The sequence below is a fragment of the Pseudomonas brassicacearum subsp. brassicacearum genome (assembly GCF_008801605.1).
Taxonomy (GTDB): domain Bacteria; phylum Pseudomonadota; class Gammaproteobacteria; order Pseudomonadales; family Pseudomonadaceae; genus Aquipseudomonas; species Aquipseudomonas brassicacearum.
In genome coordinates this window covers 72,698-92,885 of record NZ_VZPJ01000018.1, presented here as the reverse complement: position 1 = coordinate 92,885, position 20,188 = coordinate 72,698, and the positions used below count along the sequence as shown (strand labels likewise).

Below are 20,188 nucleotides of genomic sequence, written 5' to 3'. Positions count from 1 at the left end.
AACGATAACGCGGTTCTGCTGTTCGACCGCGGCGCGGCTATCGCGGGCAAGCCTTGCTCCCACAGACGGCGTCGGACCCAAAGGATCCAACTCTTACCAGGTGAGTACCGCCCCCACCGCAAAGGTATCGGTGTCTTCGTTCTGGGCGCTGGTGTCGTGGCCGTTGATTTCGAACTGGTTGTACTCGGCCACGAGCTTGAGGTTGTCGTTGATGTCGTGGAACAGCGCGATGCCACGGGTTTCGTAATCGGCGCCACTGCCCACCACGCCGTTGCCGTCGTCATCGGTCTTGCCATAGGACAACGCCAGGCGGTTCTTGCCCAGCTTGTAGGAGCCCTGTAACAGGTAGCCCTTGCTGTCGACATTGCGCAGGGTGGCTTCACCGGCGTTGTTGGTGAAGAACGGGTTGATGCCCTTGGCCTGGAACCCCGAGCCAGTCAGCGACAACCCGCCCATCTTCGCCTGTACACCGTACCCCAGGCCTTTGGAGGTGACCGATTCGACAGTGGAGTCGGTGTTGTCCGAGGTCTGGTAGCTGCCGTTGAGCCAGCTGTAGATCTTCGCCCCGCCCAGGTCGAACTGATAGGTGATCTCGCTCTCGGTGCGCGGGTTTTCCTGATAGGCCTTGCCCGTGGCGCTGTTGTCGTTGGTATCCACCGGGTCCATGATCCCCACCGCCACGCGCAAGCCCTCCATCACCGGCGTGCGGTAGGTGATCTGCGAGGTCGGGAACGGGTACGGATAACCGCTGCCGATGTTGCCGAACGAGACGCCACCGCCGTCCACCAAGCCCAGGCTGTCACTGACCTGGCCGTAACCGGCGAGCAACTCGTCCAGCAGGATGTTGGAGCGGGCAAACAGGCCGAAGTCCTTGCCGATCAGCACTTCGCCCCACTCCGGGTTGGCCACGGTACCGTAGAACTGGCGCACGTCGATGGCGGTGTCGGTGCCGTTGGTTTCACTGTCGTTGATGGTCACCCAGAACGAGGCCCGGGCACCGAGCTTGAGGTCATCGACCTGCTTGCCCATGTTGAAGCCCAGGTAGTTGGGCAAGAAACCCATCTTGACCCGCGCCTGCCGACGGTCGTACTGCTCACCGGCGCGGTCGACGTCGCTGTTGACGTAAAAGGCGTTGATGTAGCCGTCGGTGGAAAAGGTGGTCTGGTCCTTGTCGTACAGCATGATTTCGGCGTTGGCCCAAGGCATCAGGCCCAGGCTCGAAACACCTACGATGACCGCAGGCAAAAAACGTTGGCGGGTATTTTTATTGTTGTGCATGGCGCGCTCCGCAACAGGGGACGGGATGTCGGAGGCGATTATCGAAAGGCGCCCGGGCGCGTCATACGCTGCCTTGGAGGCAATTGGCGGATGCTTTGGCAGCGCCGGCCCGGCGCGGCAGTTTGGGTGTAAGACGGCTATTGCGACGGGGGGCGGTACTTTGGGTGTGGGCCGCAGGGCGGCCTATGGAATGCAGTCTGTGGTAGGTCTGTGGGAGCAAGGCCTACCACAGACCTTGCTACCACAGGCCTTACTCCCACAGGCCTTGCTCCCGCTGGCCTGCGCAGCAGGCCCCTCGCTGTCTCCTCAGAACCGCGGCTTGACGGTCTTCCAGTCCGGCCGGTAACGCTGCATCTGCCGCACATCGTCGCGCTGGCGGATGCCGCAACTGAGGAACTGCTCATGCAGCTTGCCCAGTTGATCCCGATCCAGTTCCAATCCCAGGCCCGGCGCGCGGGTGATCTTCACGCAGCCGTCGACAATCGGCAGCTTGCCGCCCTTGATCACTTCTTCATCCGGCTCCTGCCACGGGTAATGGGTGTCACAGGCGTAGTCCAGGTTCGGCACCGCGGCCGCCACGTGGGCCATGGCCATGAGGCTGATGCCCAGGTGCGAGTTCGAATGCATCGACACACCCAGGCCGAAGGTGCTGCACATTTTCGCCAAGGCCTGGGTGTCGCGCAGGCCGCCCCAATAATGGTGGTCGGCCAACACGATCTGCACGCTGTCCTGCGCCACGCTGCGGCGAAACTCATCGAAATCGGTGACCACCATATTGGTCGCCAGCGGCAGCCCCGTGCGTTTGTGCAGCTCGGCCATGCCCTCAAGCCCCGGCGTCGGGTCTTCGTAATACTGCAGGTCATCCCCCAGCAGCTCGGCCATGCGAATCGAGGTTTCCAGGGACCAGTTGCCATTGGGATCGATGCGCAACGGGTAGCCGGGAAACGCCCGTTTCAGCGCCTTGATGCAGGCGACTTCATGCTCCGGATCGAGGGCGCCGGCCTTGAGCTTGATGCTCTTGAAGCCATAGTCCTGGATCATCCGCCGAGCCTGGGCGACGATCTGCTCTTCGTTGAGCGCCTCGCCCCAACTGTCGGGTGGGTACGGCGAGTCGATGTGCTCGGCGTACTTGAAAAACAGGTAGGCGCTGAACGGAATCTCGTCGCGAATCGCGCCGCCCAGCAGGTCCACCAGCGGCACGTTCAGGTAATGGGCCTGCAAATCCAGGCAAGCCACTTCGAACGCCGAATAGGCATTGCTCACCGCCTTGCTCGCGTGGGAACCCGGCGCCAGTTCGGCACCGGCGATGCTGGCCGGTTTCTGCGCGGCGACGGTCGCCTGGACGATGGCCCGCAACTGGTTGAGGTTGAACGGATCCAGGCCGATCAACTGACTTTGCAACTGCTGCTGGATCGCCAGGGCCGGGGCATCGCCGTAACTCTCCCCGAGGCCGATGTAACCGTTGTCGCTCTCGATCTCGATGATCGAGCGTAACGCGAACGGCTCATGGATGCCGCTGGCGTTGAGCAAAGGTGGATCGCGAAAAGCGATGGGTGTGACGGTGACGCGTTTGATCTTCATACAGCGGCTCCCGATGGGCCAGGTTTCAAAGCTTGAGGGGGTTGCGACTGATCGGCTTCGACAACGGTTTCAGGCCGGCCGGACAGTGAGTTCGGGGTATCGCGCTTCGGTGCGGTGCGGGCGAAAAAGATCACCACGGCGGCGACCAGCGAAGTGGCGGCCAACCCATACAGGCCGCCCTCGATGGAACCGGTGGTCTGCTCCAGGAAACCGAAGGCCGTCGGCGCGACAAAGCCGCCGAGGTTACCGATGGAGTTGATCAAGGCGATCACCGCCGCCGCGATGCGCGCATCCAGGTAGCCCTGGGGAATCGGCCAGAACAACGCCGACGCCGCCTTGAAACCGATCGCCGCAAAACAGATCGCCACGAAGGCAAAGATCGGCCCGCCGGTGGTGGACATGAACATGCCGAACGCGGCGACCACCAGCGTCACCGCGACCCAGGCCTGTTGGAATTTCCATTTGCCGGCCAGGGCAGCAAAGCCGTACATCGCGATGATGGAAATGATCCATGGAATGGAGTTGAGCAAACCAACCTGGAAATCCCCCAGGTTGCCCATTTTCTTGATCATGCTCGGTAGCCAGAACGTGGCACCGTAGATGGTCAGGGCGATGGAAAAGTAGATGAAACAGAACAGCGCGATCTGCCGGTCGGCCAACAATTTGAACATCGACGGCTTGACCACCTGGGCCGCTTCCCGGGCCCGTTGCTCTTCGGCGATGGCCGCGATCAATACGGTTTTCTCTCCAGCGCTCAGCCATTTTGCCTGGCTCGGGTGCGACTGCAGCCAGAACCAGACAAACCCGCACAGCACGATGGAGGCGAAACCTTCGATCAGGAACATCCACTGCCAGCCATGCAGGCCCATCCCGCTGACATTCAACAAGGCGCCGGACACCGGGCCGGAAATCACCGAGGCGATGGCCGAGCCGCTGAGGAAGATCGCCATCGCCTTGCCGCGCTCGTTGGCGGGCAGCCATTGGGTGAAGTAGTAGATGATGCCGGGAAAGAACCCCGCCTCCGCCGCGCCGAGGATGAAGCGCAGCACATAGAAACTGGTCTCGCCGCGCACAAAGGCCATGGCCATCGCCGCCGCGCCCCAGGTGAACATGATGCGTGTCAGCCAGGCCCGCGCGCCGTAGCGTTGCAACAGCATGTTGGACGGCACTTCAAACAGCGCGTATCCGACGAAGAACAGCCCGGCACCGAGCCCGTAGGCTGCGGCGCCAATGCCCAGGTCGGTTTCCAGGTGACTGCGCACGAAGCCGATGTTGACCCGGTCGATGTAGTTGACGATGAACATCACCACCACCAGCGGCAGGACATGACGTTTGACCTTGGCCGCCGCGAGCGCCAGGGTGCTGTCATGGGTGGAGTCCGTTACGTTATTCAAGGGTGCCTCCCGATCATTATTTTTGTGGGGAACGGGACGATGATGGACGCAGCGGATTGTTCCCGTCTAATCTAACTTGGCACTTGATTGATACCTGGATTGAATCAATGTTTGAACTGGCCCAGCTACGCTGCTTCACCACCGTGGCGACCGAACTCAACTTCCGTCGCGCCGCCGAACGCCTGAACATGACCCAGCCACCGCTGAGCCGGCAGATCCAATTGCTGGAGCACCACCTGGGTGTCGAGCTGTTCACCCGCAGCACCCGCAGCGTGGCGCTCACGGCCGCCGGCCGGGCGTTTTTCATCGAAGCGCAGAACCTGCTGGAACAGGCCCAACAAGCTGCCATCGCTGCCCGGCGCTATGCCCAGGGCGACATCGGTTCGGTGACCATCAGCTTCGTCGGCAGCGCGGTATACGAGTTCTTGCCCAAGGTGATTGCCGAGGCCCGGCTGAAACAGCCCCAGGTCAAAATCGTCCTGGCAGAGATGAACACCTACCAGCAGCACGAAGCCCTGCGCGCCCGGCGCATCGACTTGGGCATCGTCCGCTCGCCACTGCTGGAGACCGGCTATGCCACCGAATGCCTGGTGCGCGAACCCTTCGTGCTGGCGGTGCCTGCCGGGCATCCGCTGGCCAGCGCCGAGACCGTGAGCGTCCAGGATCTGGACGCCCAACCGTTCCTCATGTACTCCCACGCCGCCTACCCGCCCTTCAACGAACTGCTCACCGGCATGCTGCGCTCGGCCCGGGTCGCGCCGCAATTCGTACAATGGCTGGGGTCGTCGCTGACGATCCTGGCGCTGGTCAACGCCGGCATGGGCCTGGCGCTGGTGCCGCGTTGCGCCAGCAGCGTGGTGTTCAAGCAGGTGGTGTTTCGCGAGATCGACCTGGGCGAAGGGGTGCAAAGCGAATTGCACCTGGTGTGGCGCGAGGATAACGACAACCCGGCGTTCACCATGTTGCTGGAAGGGATTCGAGGGGCGGTTCGGGAAGGCTTGTGAAGGCGGAGCAACAAGGCCCATGCGGTTGGCAGTGCCTGACGGAACCCAACGTTCCACCGAGCTTCGCGGACTTAGGTTGTGAGGGCGCTTGCGGCGCCCCCCACAACACTGCCTGGCGACTACCCAGGCTTGTGGTTATCCAGTACTCGATTGACCGCTAGCTCACCCAACATGATGACCCGTTGCAGCACCAGCATCGTTTGGCGTCTTGGGCCGTCCGTCAAATCGGTGAGGTCGCTGACCATCACGCTGGCGGATGCCAAGGATTCGCACGCCTCAACGAGCAACGTCTCGTCATCCACCGCTGCGTCGATGGTGAAGATCGTGCTGGGCTTGCGGGGCTGTATCTGCGTTTTCGTTGCCCCGGGGTTCAGGTAGTGCTTGAGCGCGCGGTCTGCCGCCTCTTTCAACTTTTCAGGGTCGAGAGAGTCGCCGTAGAGTACCGAGTCGATATCCGGGGGGTTGGGAGTTACTTTGAACATAAGTGACAATTCCTACATTGGAGCTGCAACCGTTCTCGACTAAAAGAAGGGTGGCGGCTGTACGCAGGTTAGTCGACCGGTAGGAATTGGTAAAACCCGGCGCGCCCGAGGGCGCCCTGCGCACAACCACCATTTAGTGCAGGAATATAAATAACCTGACTGAACGGTGCTCAAGCACCTTACCAAACCTGATGGGCGACTAAACCCGACCACTGATGGGCAGTGGCAGGTCAACGATAGAGGCCAGGGGCAAAGCGCACAAGCCGGCGGATTCTGACGCAAGCGTAAGTAAGGACGCAAGGTCTCGTAGCCTTTAGAGCGTAATGTGGAATGTATTTAAACGTGTCGAGCTGGATATGTTTATGGCAATTAAACGGGGCGATTTTTCTTCGTTATTTCTTGGGGCTGTATTGGTGTAAATACAGTGCCTTACGGGACGCTTTGGCCTCATCGATATTAAACGAGGTCATGCCGTAGATAATACGTTGGCGGATGCTTTGGGGAATTTTCCTACAGTTGACCGGCTACAACTTGTTGCGTTATCAAATGGCACCTTGCCCGATATTTTCCTGCGGTTCCTCATAGACCGATTGGACTCACAGGGTAGTGGTGAACGGTAAATCACTACTTGAAAAGCGGCTCAGACCTGCAAGTGAAGCGCATCCGCCATGGCTTCAATCTCCTGTCGCATCCACAATTTCTGCAACCAATCGGAGGGAATAGCCTGCACGCCATAAAATGCCCCCGCCACCTGACCGACAATGGCAGCGGTGGTGTCAGCATCGTCGCCCAGGTTCGTCGCGGCCAGCACCGCATCGGTGAAACTGTCCGTCTGATGAAAGCACCACAGCGCTGCTTCCAAGGAAGCCACCGAATAACCAGTGCCTGACACATCACTACGACCTTTTCCCTGATAGGCCCCTTGGGCGAGCGCTATCACTTTGGCCTCGGTCAGTTGCTCGGACGCCACACGCAACACATCCGCCTTTGAAGCACCGGTCAATGCGTTGGCAATGACATCGGCCAACACCTGGCAACACTCCACCGCCTCTGTTGCCCCATGGGTTGTGCGTGAACTCAGAGCCGCAAAATCGCGGATGCGTTCGCGATCCGGATAAAAGAACAGCACGACCGGTGCCAGTCGCATAAGCGAGCCATTGCCAGCCGTATCAGCAGCGGTATCCCCCGCGAATGGGTCGCCATGGGACTGATAGCGTTCCAGTGCACCGCGAACGGTCATACCAATGTCAAAGCAATCACCAGTGGAACTCAGATAACCCCAATGCCACCAATTGAGGTATCGGCCCATTTGATCAGCCGCATCAAAACCACGCTTTTGCAACAGGCTCTCAGCCAGACACAAAGCCATCGATGTGTCATCGGTCCATTGGCCAGGCTTGAGACTGAAGGGGCCGCCACCGACCATGTCGGTCACAGGGGTAAAGGTATTGCGTGGCTGGAATTCAACAGTAGTGCCAACGGCGTCACCACATGCCAAGCCCAGTAAGCATCCGCGATAGCGGTCTGAAAGTGTCGAGGACATCCTGATTCCTTCTGTTGCGAGTTCGTCCGCGCAGGAGCGGCGTACAACCAGCGAGATGATAACGGCTGGGCATGCCCAAGGAACCTGATCGCAATCTTTTTTATCGAAAACGCAACGCACACTCGCTCAGCTGTTCCCCCATCTCATAACAAGTTGTACGATGACCGACGAGCCAATAATCGCTCGCGCTTCCGATACCTACAAAAATAAGGAAATCCCCATGAAAAAAGCCACATTGGTCATCAGCTTCTTGTGCCTGTTCAGCGGCTACGCAGCGGCAGCCACTTCATCGGCCGAGCAGGAAGTGGCCCAGGCCGTCGACCACCTGACCCAAGCCATGCTGCACAAAGACATCCCACAACTCCAGGCACTGGCTGCCGAAAACCTGACCTACGGCCACTCCAGCGGCAACATCCAGGACAAGAAAGCCTTCATCGCCGACATTGAAACGGGCAAGAGTGCGTTCAAGACCCTGGAAATGCAGAACCAGAAAATCACCTTGTCCGGTGATGTGGCCCTGGTGCGCAACCACTTCTCGGCCCAGGCGCTCAAGGGCACTGAGGTGGTGCCAACGGAAATCGAGAACTTCCAGATCTGGCAGAAGCAGAAGAATGGCAAGTGGCTGCTGATCGGTCGTCAGGCGTTTCGGTTCTGATAGCGGGTTGACCGGGTCCACGAGATATCTGTTTTTGATCGTTCCCACGCTCTGCGTGGGAATGCATCCCGTGACGCTCTGCGTCACACTCCAGAAGCGGAACGCGGAGCGTCCCTGGCGACATTCCCACGCAGGAGCGTGGGAACGATCGATATGTATTTTCAGCCTTAAAAATCACATGACGGTTTGCTCCCCTCACCGGTAGTTTTTTCCCCTCAATCCGCGGCCCACTGCTCCCGGTACTGCAGCAAAAAATCCACAAAAGCACGCACCCGCTGCGGTACGTACCGGCCGTGAGGATAGAGCAAGGTAAACGGACGTGAGCGACCCGCGAAAGGCGCAAGCACCTCCACCAACTGCCCGTTGGCGAGCTCCTGTTCGACGATGAATTTGTAAGTCTGGAACAAACCGGCACCATGCTTGGCCAGTGTCACGCCACCAAGCACATCGTCCGAACAACAGTAACCCCCTTCGCCGAACACCTCCTTTTCCTTGCCTTCGACATTGAACAACCAGGAAATCCGTCGCCCGCTGCTGGGCAATTCGAACTGGATGCATTCGTGCTCGTCCAGGTCTTCGAGGACCTGCGGCGTGCCGACCTTGCGCAAATACTCAGGAGACGCGACCACCACCAGTTTCGCGTCTTCCAGCAGACGAGCGATCATCGACGAGTCGGGTTGGGCCCGCACCCGGATGGCGAGGTCATAACCTTCGGCGACGAAATCGATGTTTCGATTGCTCAAGTGCAAGTCCACGCTGACTTGCGGGTACAGCGCCCGGAAGGCCGGCAGCAAGGGCAGGATGCGGTGATGACCGTAGGTGGTGGGCAGGCTGATGCGCAGCTGCCCGGACGGCACCGATTGCGCGCCCATCATTTCCTGTTGCGCCTCGACCAGTTGCGTCAACGCCTGGCGGCATTGCTCGAAATAGGTCTTGCCGGCTTCCGTCAGGCGAATGCTGCGGGTGGTGCGCACGAAAAGCCGTGAACCCAGGCGCTCTTCCAGGCGAAAGATCGAGCGACTCACCGCCGCCGGGGTAACCCCCGCCAACTGCGCCGCCGCCGTGAAGCTGCCCGCCTCCGCCGCCAGGCAGAACAGTTCTATGCTGCCCAACTGCAGGTCTTCGAAATGACGCTTCATGATTCATTACACCGCGTATCAACTGAAGTTTCCAAAGGCCTGTTTATCAGTCTGCGGCATATAAATACAGTGGGCCCTCAACGGCGTGGGATTCTTCCTGCGCACTTTCTCAGCAGCAGGAGTGCAATATGCCTTTCGTCAATGTGCGAATTACCCGAGACGGCGTCACCCGTGAACAGAAAGCCCAGGTGATTTCCGAAATCACCGAAACCCTCCAGCGCGTATTGGGCAAGGACCCGCACTTGACCCATATCGTGATCGAGGAAGTCGACACCGATAACTGGGGGTACGCGGGGATGACGACGACGCAGTATCGAAGTCTTCCCAAGGAATAACCCTCCACCCTTCCGAGCCCGGTCCGATTGACCGGGCTTTTTTCTGCCTACCAACCGGACTGCCTGACAATCCTGTGGGAGCGAGCTTGCTCGCGATAGCAGTGTGTCAGTCAGCATCAATACCGACTGGCCTGACGCCATCGCGAGCAAGCTCGCTCCCACAGGGGTCCACCGGGGGTATGTGTGGCCCCGGCCATTGATTACATGACGTATCAACTCAAGTACCAGAAGCCTTATTTATCAAACCCTGGCGCATCAATACCCTGAACTCAACCACCGCCAACACAGGCGCACCGGTTCAACTCAATGTGATCAGGAGTCAATCATGAGCCTCAACAAAACCGTCATCATCACCGGCGCTTCCAGCGGGATCGGCCTGGGTTTGGTCAAGGCGTTCCTGGCCCGGGGGTATAACGTGGTGGGCAATGCCCGCTCCCCTTCCGGCCTGGACACTGCCGCCGCCGAGCTCGGCCACCCGGCGGGTTTCATCGGCGTGGCCGGCGACATCGCTGACCCGGCCACTTCAACCGCCCTCATCAGCCAAGCCGTCGCGGCGTTTGGCGCCGTTGACGGGCTGGTGAACAACGCCGGTTTCTTCCTGCCAAAACCCTTCGTCGAATACAGCCCCCAGGACCTGGACGCGCTGCTGGACACCAACCTCAAGGGGCTGGTCTACGCCAGCCAGGCTGCTGCCGCGCACATGATCGGGCGCCAGCAAGGCTTCATCATCAACATTTCAGCCGCCGTGGCCCTGCAACCGAACATCCAGGTGCCGGCAGCTCTGCCGGTGTTGATCAAGGGCGGCGTCAACCAGATGACCCGCGCCCTGGCCCTGGAACTGTCGCCTCACAACATCAAGGTCAATGCCATCGCCCCCGGCATCATCGACACGCCCATGCACGACCCGGCGCACCGCGAATTCCTCGACAACCTGGCCCCGGCCGGTCGCGTGGGCACCGTCGAGGAAATTGCCGAGGCCGTGTTGTACCTGGCGGGCGCCGATTTCACGACTGGTGCGATACTGCCGGTGGACGGCGGGATGAGCACAGGCAAGTGGTAAAGAGGCAAGTGGTAAAAAGAAAACCCCCGAAGGCAGGACCTTCGGGGTTTTCATGACGCATTGGATTCAGAGCGTGTAGGAGATGCCAGCCTGCACGGTCCGCGGTGCGCCTGGGTAGGCATAGACGTTACCGAAAGCGCCTTCTTCGTAGTCGGCGTCGAACAGGTTCTTCAGGTCCAGGTTGAGGCGGATCCGCTCGTTGACCTTGTAGTAGCCGAGCAGGTCCACAACGGTGTAGCTGTCCATGGAGAACGCATTCGCCGCAGTCTGGCCGGCCCGTTCATCAACGTACTTGGCACCCACTCCCAGGCCAAGGCCCTTAAGACCACCATCCTGGAACTCGTAGACGTTCAACAGGCTGAAGGTGTTCTTGGGCACGTTGAGCAAGCGAGTGCCGGACGGGATATTGATGTCCTTGGTCACTTCGGCATCCACATAGGCGTAACCACCGATCACGCGCCACTCCGGCGTCAAATTGCCCGCCACGTTCAGGTCGAAACCACGGCTGCGCACTTCGCCGGCGGCCACGCTGAAGGTGGAGTCCACCGGGTCAGTGGTGAGCACGTTACGTTTTTCGATCTGGTAAACCGCCGCATCGACGCTCAACTGGCGATCCAGCGCTTCCCACTTGACGCCCATTTCGTAGGACTTGCCCTCTTCCGGCTTGAACCCGCCACCTTCGCGACTGGCACCGCTGTTGGGTTTGAACGATCGGGCAGTGTTGGCGTAGACAGCCACGGTGTCGGTCAAGTCGTAGATCACACCCAGGCGCGGGGTGACGGCGCTGTCGGTGACGTTCCAGTTCCGGCTACCGGGCGGGTTCTGGGGGACAAAACTCTCGTACTCATGCTCGAACCGCTCAAAACGCGCCCCGGCCAACAACTTCAAGCGCTCAGTCAGCGCCACCTGATCCTGGACGAATACACCAAACGTCTTCAGATTTTCCTGGTCATTTGTGGGCGTGCGCGTCAACGCCGGGCGTGGCTGGCCATACACCGGGTCGAAGATATCGATCGGGTAGGCCCCGACAGCGCCGGAGGAGCGCTGGATAATGGACTGGTAGTCGTAGTCTTCATACTCGATACCCGTCAGCAACGTGTGCTCGAACCCGCCAGTGGAAAAATGCCCGGTGAGGTTGAGCTGAGTGTCGCGGTCGGTCCATTCCAATTTGCGGTAGTTGAAGTTGCGACCCAGGGTACGCCCATCGGTGGCGATGCCATTGCCTTCGATGGCATTGCCCTGCAAGGTGCCGTCGAGCCACTGGGTACCGCCGGCCAGGGTCCAGTCGTCGTTGAGCATGTGCTCGAAACGCACCTGCAGCAGGTTGTTGTCGTTATGCAACTTGCCGGCGTCTTTTTCGCCAAAGAACGTATCGCGCGACGCGGTGCCGCGCTGGCCGGCGTAATGGGTCACGCCACGGTCCAGCGGCGCATTGTTGCGCATGAAATCGCCTTCGAAGGTCAGGCGCGTGGTGTCGTTGACCTGCCAGGTCACCACCGGTGCAACGCCGTAACGCTCGGTCTCGACGTGGTCGCGGAACGTGTCGCCGCCCTCGCCGATCACGTTCAGGCGATAAGCCAGGCGCCCTTCTTCATCCAACGGACCGGAGGCGTCCAGCGTACCGCGACGCATCCCCTGGTCGCTGACCTGGCTGCCCAGGGTCACCGTGCGCTCGGCCAACGGCCGCTTGGACACCACGTTGAAGGTGCCGCCCGGGTCGCCACGGCCATAGAGCATGGTGGCCGGGCCGCGCAGGACTTCCAGCCGCTCGATGGTGTTGGCGTCCGGCATGTTCGGGTAGCCACGGTTGATCGGGAAGCCGTTGCGGTAGAACTCCCCAGTGGTGAAGCCGCGTACGGTGAAGGTGGTCAGGCCCTGGCCGCCGAAGTTGTTGCCCCGGCCGACCCCGCCAGCGTAATCGAGGGCGTCCTGCAGGCGCGTGGCGCCGAGGTCTTCGACAACGTCGCGAGACACCACGGAAATGGATTGCGGGGTTTCATGGATCGCCGTGTCGGTACGGGTGGCGCTGGCCGAACGGGTGGCGTGATAGCCCTTCACCGGGCCCTGTGCTGATTCATAGTCGGCATTACCCACGATATCCGTGGCTTGCAACTCAAGGGAGGCCGGCTTGGCAGGGATTGGCTCTTCTGCCCAGGTGGAAACGGAGTAAGCCTGGAGCACACACAGTGAAACGAGAATCCGACGCATCGATGCACAATCCTAATGGAAAAAAGCCACCACATCTGGAGGCTGACAAGAATGTGTCGCGAAAGATACAACAACTCATTCCTGTTTGATATTTATTCCCATTAACACTGTGATTTTTTTTGTGACCGTTTAGTCCGCTATCGCGAGCAAGCTTTGCTCCCACAGAGATCTTCAGTGGGTACAAGTCTTGTGACTGGCCCCGGCCCTCCCCTGTGGGAGCAAAGCTTGCTCGCGATGGCGCCAGAACAATCCCCCCATACCCTATTGGCCCGCCGCAATCGACTCCTGCTCCACCCGCTGGAAGAACACCTGCGCGCGATGATCCTGGGTATAAGCCACGTTCAACCGCAACCAGTCGCACGCCTCGCCCTGGGGCAGGAACGTCGAGCCTTGGGACAGTTGGATCTGCAGCTCTCGGGCGATCTGCTGCACCCGTTGTGCCGCCAGGCACCGAGGCCTGGCCCAGACGAACAAGCCCCCCATCGGCTCGGCAAATACCTCCCAGTGGGCCGGGTCCAATTGGCGCAGCGTGCTCGCCATCTGCTTGTTCATGCGCTGGCGCAAGCGCTGGATCAGCTTGCGATAGGCACCGTTGGCCAGCAACGTCGCCACCACGTTTTCAGCCAGCAGCGAACAACCGATGCCGGTAATCATCTTGACTTCGGCCAGGCGCTGGATGATCTCGGGATGGGCGACCACGTAGCCGACGCGCAGCGAACTGGACAGCGTCTTGGAAAAACTCGCCAGGTAGATCACCCGGTCCAGGGCATCCAGGGAGGCCAGGCGTGAGGTCGGACCGTTCTGGAAATCGGCGTAGATGTCGTCCTCGATGAGGCGAAAGTCATGGGCCGTTGCCAGTTGCAGCAGACGATAGGCGACGCTCGGCGCCAGGCTGGTGCCGGTGGGGTTCTGATACATGCTGTTGATGAAGAAATACGAAGGCTTATGCTCGCCGAGAAGCTGTTCCAGGCGGGCGATGTCCGGGCCTTGCGCGGTTCTCGGCACCGCCACGGTCTTGACCCCATGCAGCTTCAGCAGATTGAACAGGTTGTAGTAGCCGGGGCTTTCCACCAGCACCAGGTCACCGGGCTTGAGCAAGGTTCGTACCAGCAGGTCGAGGCCCTGGCTGGCACCTTGGGTGGTAATGATTTGCCCCGGGTCGACGTGAATATCGATCAGGCCCAGGCGCTTTTGAATGTGCAGGCGCAGATGAGGCGAGCCCAACGGGGTGCTGTAGTTGAACAACGCGTGGTTGTCGCTGCGCACCACTTGGCGGATCGCCTGGCCCAGGTCGGTGTCGTCGCGCCAGGCGTCGGGCAGCCAGCCGCAACCGAGCTTGAGCTGCGTCGATTCATTGTCGAACAACCGCCACCGCGCGTTATCCGTTTCGGGCTCCGGCTCCACGGGTCGGACCAACTGCTGCGCGACAAAAAAACCCGCGCCATGTCGAGACTCCAGCACCCCGTTGGCGACCAGTTGGTCATAGGCCTTGATCACGCTCGACTGGCTCAGGCCGTTTTCCCGGGCCAGTTGGCGAATGGATGGCATGCGCGCGCCGGGGCGGATGCCATGGGCGTTGATCCAGCCCATGAGGTGCGTCACGAGCTGCCGGATCACGGGTTCGGCAACGTTGCGATCGATCTTCAGGTCCACGGCTGCACTCTTGGCTAAGTGTTCTCGAATTTTTAGCGAACAGTTAAGCACAAATGGCCTGGACCTGTTCCTTGTTTGCGCGGTGCCCGGCAGAGATAGTCCCCGGGACTTCATGCACACCCTTTAAGGAACACCCTTGAACCCATCGCATCGACATTCCTGGGGGCTGGCTTTCGGCCTTTGCCTGATCACCCTTGCGGTCAACCTGCAGGCACCGCTGTACACCACCTACGCGCAGTTGTCAGGCTACGGGGCCGGCGCCACGGCGGTGGCGTTTTCCGGTTATGTGCTGGGCGTACTACCGGTTCTGCTGGCGTTTGGCGGGCTGGCCGACCGGGTGGGACGCAAACCGTTGATCCTGGTCGCCCTCGGGCTGTCGATGCTGGCGACGCTGGTGACACTGCTCTGGCCGAGCCTGGAAGCGCTGGGCGTGGCGCGCCTGATGATGGGGGTCGGCACAGGGCTGGCCTCGGCCACATCAACCGCCTATATGGCCGAGCTAATGGCAACCCGCGATCCCCGCTCGCCAGCCAACCGGGTCACCGCCAGCACTTCCCTGGGCTTTGGCCTGGGCGCGGCGTTGACCAGTCTGTTCCTGTTCGTCCATCACAGCGCCACGCCCGGCAGCTTCTGGTTGCAGCTGATGTTGGCTGCCATGGCGATCGTCGTGGTCTGGCGGCTACCGGACCCGGCGTTGAAAATCAAAGACGCACCGCTGCTGCGCCTGCCTTTGTTTCCCGCCGGCAGCCTGCCCTACAGTTTTTCCATGCTGCTGGCCTGGGCGACCTCGGGCCTGGTCATCGCCATATTACCGTCGGTGCTGGCGACCCATGATTTGCAGCGTTGGTCTGGCCTGTCGACCTTCACGGTCATCAGTTGCGGCTTGCTCTTCCAGCCGTGGGTTCGGCGCATGCAACCGGCCAGGGCGACGGGCTTGGGTCTGCTGATCCTGCCCGCGAGCTATGCGTTGCTGGCCTGGGGCGCGAGCGCCGGCTCCCTGCTCGCCGTGTTGCTCGGAGCACTGGGCGCCAGCAGCGCCTGCTACGGTTTCCTGTACCTGGGCGGGTTGTCAGCCGTCACGGCCATGGCCGGCACGGAAAAGGCCCGGGTCAGCGCCGGGTTCTTCCTGTTCGCCTATGTCGGGTTCAGCATCCCGGTGGTGGTGACCGGGTTGCTGGCCGATCATTTCGGCGCTGATGTGGCGTTGATCGTGTTCGGCCTGGCGCTGCTGGCGGGGGCGTCTATCACCGGATGGCGCATCGTCCGGACTCAGGCTTATGTGAGCCAGCTATCCCACGGCTGAGCACACCAACCTGTGGCGAGGGAGCTTGCTCCCGCTGGGTTGCGCAGCAACCCCAACATTCTGCGATTGCTGCGCAATCGAGCGGGAGCAAGCTCCCTCGCCACAGGGGTCTGGCTGAAGGATTGGAGGAAGCCTGGGACAGCTCGACACCGCGCTCGGCAAAGTCGTATACCATATCCCCACCTAAGCCGAACGACCCGCCGCCGTGACTTTATCCAAGTTCAACCTGCCTGACCTGGGCAACACCCCTTCCACCTCGGAAATCATCACCCGCCACCTGCGCGATGCCATCGTGGCCGGGCACTTTGCCGAGGACGAGCCCATTCGCCAGGATGACATCGCCCGGCAGTTCAACGTCAGCAAGATCCCCGTGCGCGAAGCCCTCAAGCGCCTGGAGGCCGAGGGCCTGGTGATGTTCCAGCGCAATCGTGGGGCGATGGTGACGCGCATTTCCGAGGCGGAGCTGGCGCAGATGTTCGAAGTGCGGATGCTGCTGGAAGACAAAGTGCTGCGCCTGGCGATTCCCAACATGACCGAAGCCACCTTCGCCCGCGCCGAAAGCATCTGCCGGGAGTTCGTCGGTGAAGACGACGTCGGGCGCTGGGCCGAGCTGAACTGGCAACTGCATGCCTGCCTCTACGAACCGGCGCAACGGCCCTTCATGGTTAGTTTGATCCGCTCGGTCCACGACAAGCTGGAGCGCTACTTGCGCATGCAGATGAGCCTTTCGGCGGGCAAGGAGCGCGCCGATCACGAGCACCGGGAAATCATCAAGGCCTGCCGCGCCGGTGACGTCGAGCGTGCGGTGATGCTGCTGGACGAACACATCGCCGGGGTCTGCGAGACGTTGTTCAAGTTCCTGCCTTCCAGCCATTGATGGATTGGCCCTGTGCCGATTTCGTCATCGGCGACAGATAAAACCATCAAGCCGTCGCCCCCCGGCGCGGGCCACGCTTGCCGTCACTCATCTGAACGGACGTGGCCCTCCCATGAAACGCATCACCGTGATCGATTCCCATACCGGCGGCGAACCGACCCGACTGGTCACCGACGGTTTTCCTGACCTGGGCCAGGGCAGCATGGCCGAGCGCAAGCAACGCCTGGCCACGGAACACGACGCCTGGCGCACGGCCTGCGTGCTCGAACCACGGGGCAGCGATGTGCTGGTGGGGGCGCTGCTCTGTGAGCCGGTGGACCCGAGCGCCTGTGCCGGCGTGATCTTTTTCAATAATAGCGGCTACCTGGGCATGTGCGGCCACGGCACCATCGGCCTGGTGGCGTCACTGGCCCACCTGGGCAGGATCGGCCCCGGCGTGCACAGCATCGAAACCCCAGTGGGCACGGTACAGGCAACCTTGCACGAAGACCGCTCGGTCAGCGTGCGCAACGTGCCGGCCTACCGTTACCGCAAGGCCCTGACCCTGGAAGTGCCCGGCATCGGCCAGGTGGTGGGCGACGTGGCCTGGGGCGGCAACTGGTTTTTCCTGATCGCCGAACATGGTCAGCGCGTGGCCGGCGATAACCTCGACGCGTTGACCGCCTACACCTACGCCGTGCAGCAAGCCTTGGAGCAGCAGGGTTTTCGCGGCGAGGACGGCGGCCTGATCGACCATATCGAACTGTTTGCCGACGACCCGCAAGCCGACAGCCGCAACTTCGTCCTCTGCCCGGGCAAGGCCTATGACCGCTCCCCTTGCGGCACCGGCACCAGCGCCAAACTGGCGTGCCTGGCCGCCGATGGAAAACTGCAACCCGGCCAGATCTGGCGCCAGGCCAGTGTCATTGGCAGCGAGTTCGAGGGTTCCTATGAGCACTCGGGCGAGCGCATCGTGCCGACCATTCGCGGTCGCGCCTACATCAGCGCCGAAACCACACTGATCATCGAAGCAGATGACCCGTTCGCCTGGGGCATTCGTCCGTGAGCGAGGGCCATGTCGCCGACGTGATCATCATCGGCGCGGGCATCATCGGTGCAGCCTGTGCCCAGGCATTGGCCCGACGCAACGTCAACGTGTTGGTGCTGGACGCCGGTTGGCACGGCGCCACGGCGGCCGGTATGGGGCACCTGCTGGTGCTCGATGACAACCCGGCGGAACTGGCCCTCAGTCAATATTCCCTGCAACGCTGGCGCGAACTGGCCCCAGCCCTGCCCGACGGCTGCGCCTGGCGCAACAACGGCACCTTGTGGCTGGCAGCCAATGCCGAAGAAATGGCGGTGGCCCATAGCAAATACCTGAACCTGCTGGCCCATGGCGAAGCCTGCGAACTGATCGGCCACGCCGCGCTGCATCAGCGTGAACCCGAGCTGCGTCCGGGGCTGGAAGGTGGGCTGCTGATCAAGGGCGACGGCATCCTCTACGCCCCGGCGGCCGCGCGCTGGATGCTCGACGCGCCGAACATTCGCCAGCAACGGGCGCAGGTCAGCGAAGTCGACGGTCATCGCGTGCGCCTCGACGACGGTCGCTGGTTGAGCGCCGAAGCGGTGATTCTCGCCAATGGCATCCAGGCCACTGAATTATGCCCGGAACTGCCGATCGTGCCGAAGAAGGGCCACTTGCTGATCACCGACCGCTACCCCGCTACCGTCACCCACACCCTGGTGGAACTGGGTTATGTCACCAGCGCCCATAACGCCAGCGGGCCGTCGGTGGCGTGCAATATCCAGCCACGCCCGACCGGACAATTGTTCATCGGCGCCTCGCGGCAGTTCGGCACGCTTGACCCGCAGGTGGAAGGCTGGATGCTGGCGAAGATGCTCAAGCGCGCCGTCGATTATCTGCCGGGGCTGGCGCATCTGAACGGCATCAGGGCCTGGACCGGTTTTCGCGCAGCGAGTCCCGACGGCTTGCCCCTGGTGGGCCAACATCCACAGCGCCAAGGGCTGTGGCTGGCGGTGGGTCACGAAGGACTGGGCGTCACAACGGCGCCGGCAACGGCCGACCTGCTCGTCGCACAGCTGTTCGACGAAACCCCACCACTGGCCGCGCAGCCTTACCTGCCGCAGCGTTTCTTGGGAGAACCGGCCCATGCCTGACTTGTTTTTGGACGGCCGCCCGCTGTCCGTCGCCAACGGCACCAGCGTCGCGGCGGCATTGGCGTTGGGCGCGGATGGTTGCAGTCGCACCTCGGTCAGCGGCCAGCGCCGTGCGCCGTTGTGCGGCATGGGTATCTGCCAGGAGTGCCGGGTGCTGATCGACGGCCGTCGACGCCTGGCCTGCCAGACCCTGTGCCACGACGGCATGCAGGTGCAGACCCGACCATGAACGAAACCACCGACCTGCTGATCATCGGCGCCGGCCCCGCTGGCATGGCCGCCGCCCTCGCCGCAGCCAGCAGCGGCGCGCGCATCGTGCTGCTGGACGACAACCCGCTGCCCGGTGGGCAGATCTGGCGCGACGGGCCCCAGGCCAACCTGCCCAGCGCCGCCCGACGCCTGCGCGAGCAACTGCAAAGCTGCGCCAACGTGCGCTGCCATGCCGGCACCCGCGTGATCGCCTGCGCGGCGGATAAAACCTTGCTGGTGGAAGATGCCGAGCGCGGCTGGCAGATCAGCTACGAGCGCTTGATTCTCTGCACCGGTGCCCGTGAGTTGTTGCTGCCGTTTCCCGGCTGGACACTCCCCGGCGTGACCGGTGCTGGCGGCTTGCAGGCGCTGATCAAAGGTGGCTTGCCGGTGCGTGGCGAACGGCTGGTCATCGCCGGCAGCGGCCCCTTGCTGTTGGCCGGCGCCGCCACCGCGAAGCATCAAGGTGCACGTGTGCTGCGCATCGCCGAGCAGGCCAGCCGCACCGCTGTCGTCGGTTTCGCCGCGCAACTGCCACGTTGGCCAGGCAAATTTTTCCAATCGTTCAGTCTGTTCGACCAGCACTACCGCACCGACACCCATGTGGTGGAAGCGCTCGGTCGGGAACGGCTGGAGGGTGTGCGACTGCATCAGCAAGGCAAGACGATTGAATTGGCCTGCGACCGGCTCGCCTGCGGCTTTGGGCTGATTCCCAATACTCAATTAGGCCAGGCCCTGGGCTGCGCGGTTGAAGACCAGGCGCTGGCGGTTGACGCCTGGCAAGCGACCACTCGCCATGAACATTACGCCGCCGGGGAATGCACCGGTTTTGGCGGCAGCGAACTGGCGCTGGTGGAAGGCGCCATCGCCGGCCACGCCGCGGTTGGCAATAGCGCAGCCGCCCAGCAGCTGTGGCCGCGCCGCGCACGCTGGCAGAGTTTCGCCGGGGCATTGAGCAAGGCCTTCGCCCTCGATCCACGACTCAAGACCCTGGCCCGCAACGATACCCTGGTCTGCCGCTGCGAAGACGTACCGTACGGCGAACTGGTCGGCCATGAAAACTGGCGCGAGGCAAAACTGGCAAGCCGCTGCGGCATGGGTGCCTGCCAGGGCCGAGTGTGCGGCGCTGTCCTGGAACACCTGTTCGGCTGGACACCGCCCACACCCCGCCCACCCTTCAGCCCGGCGCGAATCGAAACCTTGCTGAACCTGGAAGAAACCCCACCCACCTGAACCCGAAAACAACTTCCCTGTGGGAGCGAGCCTGCTC

At 61.8% G+C, this 20,188-nt stretch carries 18 protein-coding genes; 10 read left to right on the top strand and 8 right to left on the bottom strand.

Annotation, left to right across the window (positions count from 1 at the left end):
• Positions 1-93: 93 nt before the first annotated feature.
• From F7R20_RS28125 to F7R20_RS28115, 3 genes are all read right to left on the bottom strand, one after another.
• The gene (locus tag F7R20_RS28125; protein WP_003202526.1) at positions 94-1,278 is read right to left on the bottom strand and encodes a porin; all 1,185 of its coding nucleotides are present in this window, start codon (positions 1,276-1,278) and stop codon (positions 94-96) included.
• A gap of 306 nt (positions 1,279-1,584) precedes the next feature.
• Positions 1,585-2,859, bottom strand: coding sequence for a glucarate dehydratase family protein (locus F7R20_RS28120; RefSeq protein ID WP_003202529.1), 1,275 nt, complete (start codon positions 2,857-2,859; stop codon positions 1,585-1,587).
• A complete protein-coding gene (locus tag F7R20_RS28115) occupies positions 2,856-4,253 on the bottom strand; it encodes an MFS transporter (RefSeq protein WP_003202531.1) in 1,398 nt (465 codons plus the stop codon). Before F7R20_RS28115 ends, F7R20_RS28120 begins: the two co-directional genes overlap by 4 nt.
• Positions 4,254-4,360: 107 nt before the next feature.
• On the opposite strand from F7R20_RS28115, the gene F7R20_RS28110 reads away from it, so the two are divergent.
• Complete coding sequence (locus F7R20_RS28110; RefSeq protein WP_003202532.1) at positions 4,361-5,257, top strand: LysR substrate-binding domain-containing protein; 897 nt, start codon at positions 4,361-4,363, stop codon at positions 5,255-5,257.
• Between the two features lie 119 nt (positions 5,258-5,376).
• On the opposite strand, the gene F7R20_RS28105 is transcribed toward F7R20_RS28110, so the two are convergent.
• Both F7R20_RS28105 and F7R20_RS28100 read right to left on the bottom strand, forming a co-directional pair.
• Entirely contained in the window at positions 5,377-5,739 is a 363-nt protein-coding gene (locus F7R20_RS28105) for a DUF6124 family protein (RefSeq protein ID WP_003202533.1), read from the bottom strand.
• A 640-nt stretch (positions 5,740-6,379) separates the two neighbouring features.
• On the bottom strand, positions 6,380-7,282 hold the full coding sequence (locus F7R20_RS28100; RefSeq protein WP_003202534.1) for an ADP-ribosylglycohydrolase family protein: 903 nt from the start codon (positions 7,280-7,282) through the stop codon (positions 6,380-6,382).
• Between the two features lie 220 nt (positions 7,283-7,502).
• Between F7R20_RS28100 and F7R20_RS28095 the strand changes: the two genes are divergently transcribed.
• Positions 7,503-7,937, top strand: coding sequence for a nuclear transport factor 2 family protein (locus F7R20_RS28095; RefSeq protein ID WP_003202535.1), 435 nt, complete (start codon positions 7,503-7,505; stop codon positions 7,935-7,937).
• A gap of 215 nt (positions 7,938-8,152) precedes the next feature.
• On the opposite strand, the gene F7R20_RS28085 is transcribed toward F7R20_RS28095, so the two are convergent.
• Positions 8,153-9,076, bottom strand: coding sequence for a LysR family transcriptional regulator (locus tag F7R20_RS28085; RefSeq protein ID WP_003202536.1), 924 nt, complete (start codon positions 9,074-9,076; stop codon positions 8,153-8,155).
• 128 nt (positions 9,077-9,204) lie between these two features.
• On the opposite strand from F7R20_RS28085, the gene F7R20_RS28080 reads away from it, so the two are divergent.
• Both F7R20_RS28080 and F7R20_RS28075 read left to right on the top strand, forming a co-directional pair.
• Complete coding sequence (locus tag F7R20_RS28080) at positions 9,205-9,411, top strand: tautomerase family protein (protein WP_003202537.1); 207 nt, start codon at positions 9,205-9,207, stop codon at positions 9,409-9,411.
• 325 nt (positions 9,412-9,736) lie between these two features.
• The gene (locus F7R20_RS28075; RefSeq protein ID WP_003202538.1) at positions 9,737-10,471 is read left to right on the top strand and encodes an SDR family NAD(P)-dependent oxidoreductase; all 735 of its coding nucleotides are present in this window, start codon (positions 9,737-9,739) and stop codon (positions 10,469-10,471) included.
• 66 nt (positions 10,472-10,537) lie between these two features.
• On the opposite strand, the gene F7R20_RS28070 is transcribed toward F7R20_RS28075, so the two are convergent.
• The gene (locus F7R20_RS28070) at positions 10,538-12,679 is read right to left on the bottom strand and encodes a TonB-dependent siderophore receptor (RefSeq protein WP_003202539.1); all 2,142 of its coding nucleotides are present in this window, start codon (positions 12,677-12,679) and stop codon (positions 10,538-10,540) included.
• Positions 12,680-12,940: 261 nt separating this feature from the next.
• Positions 12,941-14,332, bottom strand: coding sequence for an aminotransferase-like domain-containing protein (locus tag F7R20_RS28065; RefSeq protein WP_081352561.1), 1,392 nt, complete (start codon positions 14,330-14,332; stop codon positions 12,941-12,943).
• 136 nt (positions 14,333-14,468) lie between these two features.
• Between F7R20_RS28065 and F7R20_RS28060 the strand changes: the two genes are divergently transcribed.
• From F7R20_RS28060 to F7R20_RS28030, 6 genes are all read left to right on the top strand, one after another.
• A complete protein-coding gene (locus F7R20_RS28060; RefSeq protein ID WP_003202542.1) occupies positions 14,469-15,635 on the top strand; it encodes an MFS transporter in 1,167 nt (388 codons plus the stop codon).
• Positions 15,636-15,840: 205 nt separating this feature from the next.
• Positions 15,841-16,512 (top strand): GntR family transcriptional regulator, encoded by a 672-nt coding sequence (locus F7R20_RS28050; RefSeq protein ID WP_003202544.1) that lies wholly within the window; start codon positions 15,841-15,843, stop codon positions 16,510-16,512.
• A 112-nt stretch (positions 16,513-16,624) separates the two neighbouring features.
• Positions 16,625-17,557, top strand: a complete 933-nt coding sequence (locus F7R20_RS28045) for a 4-hydroxyproline epimerase (protein ID WP_003202546.1) — start codon at positions 16,625-16,627, stop codon at positions 17,555-17,557.
• On the top strand, positions 17,554-18,669 hold the full coding sequence (locus F7R20_RS28040; RefSeq protein WP_003202548.1) for an NAD(P)/FAD-dependent oxidoreductase: 1,116 nt from the start codon (positions 17,554-17,556) through the stop codon (positions 18,667-18,669). The genes F7R20_RS28045 and F7R20_RS28040 overlap by 4 nt, the downstream gene beginning before the upstream one ends.
• Positions 18,662-18,898, top strand: coding sequence for a 2Fe-2S iron-sulfur cluster-binding protein (locus F7R20_RS28035; RefSeq protein WP_003202550.1), 237 nt, complete (start codon positions 18,662-18,664; stop codon positions 18,896-18,898). The genes F7R20_RS28040 and F7R20_RS28035 overlap by 8 nt, the downstream gene beginning before the upstream one ends.
• Positions 18,895-20,151, top strand: a complete 1,257-nt coding sequence (locus F7R20_RS28030; RefSeq protein WP_003202551.1) for an NAD(P)/FAD-dependent oxidoreductase — start codon at positions 18,895-18,897, stop codon at positions 20,149-20,151. The genes F7R20_RS28035 and F7R20_RS28030 overlap by 4 nt, the downstream gene beginning before the upstream one ends.
• The last annotated feature ends 37 nt before the right edge of the window (positions 20,152-20,188 follow it).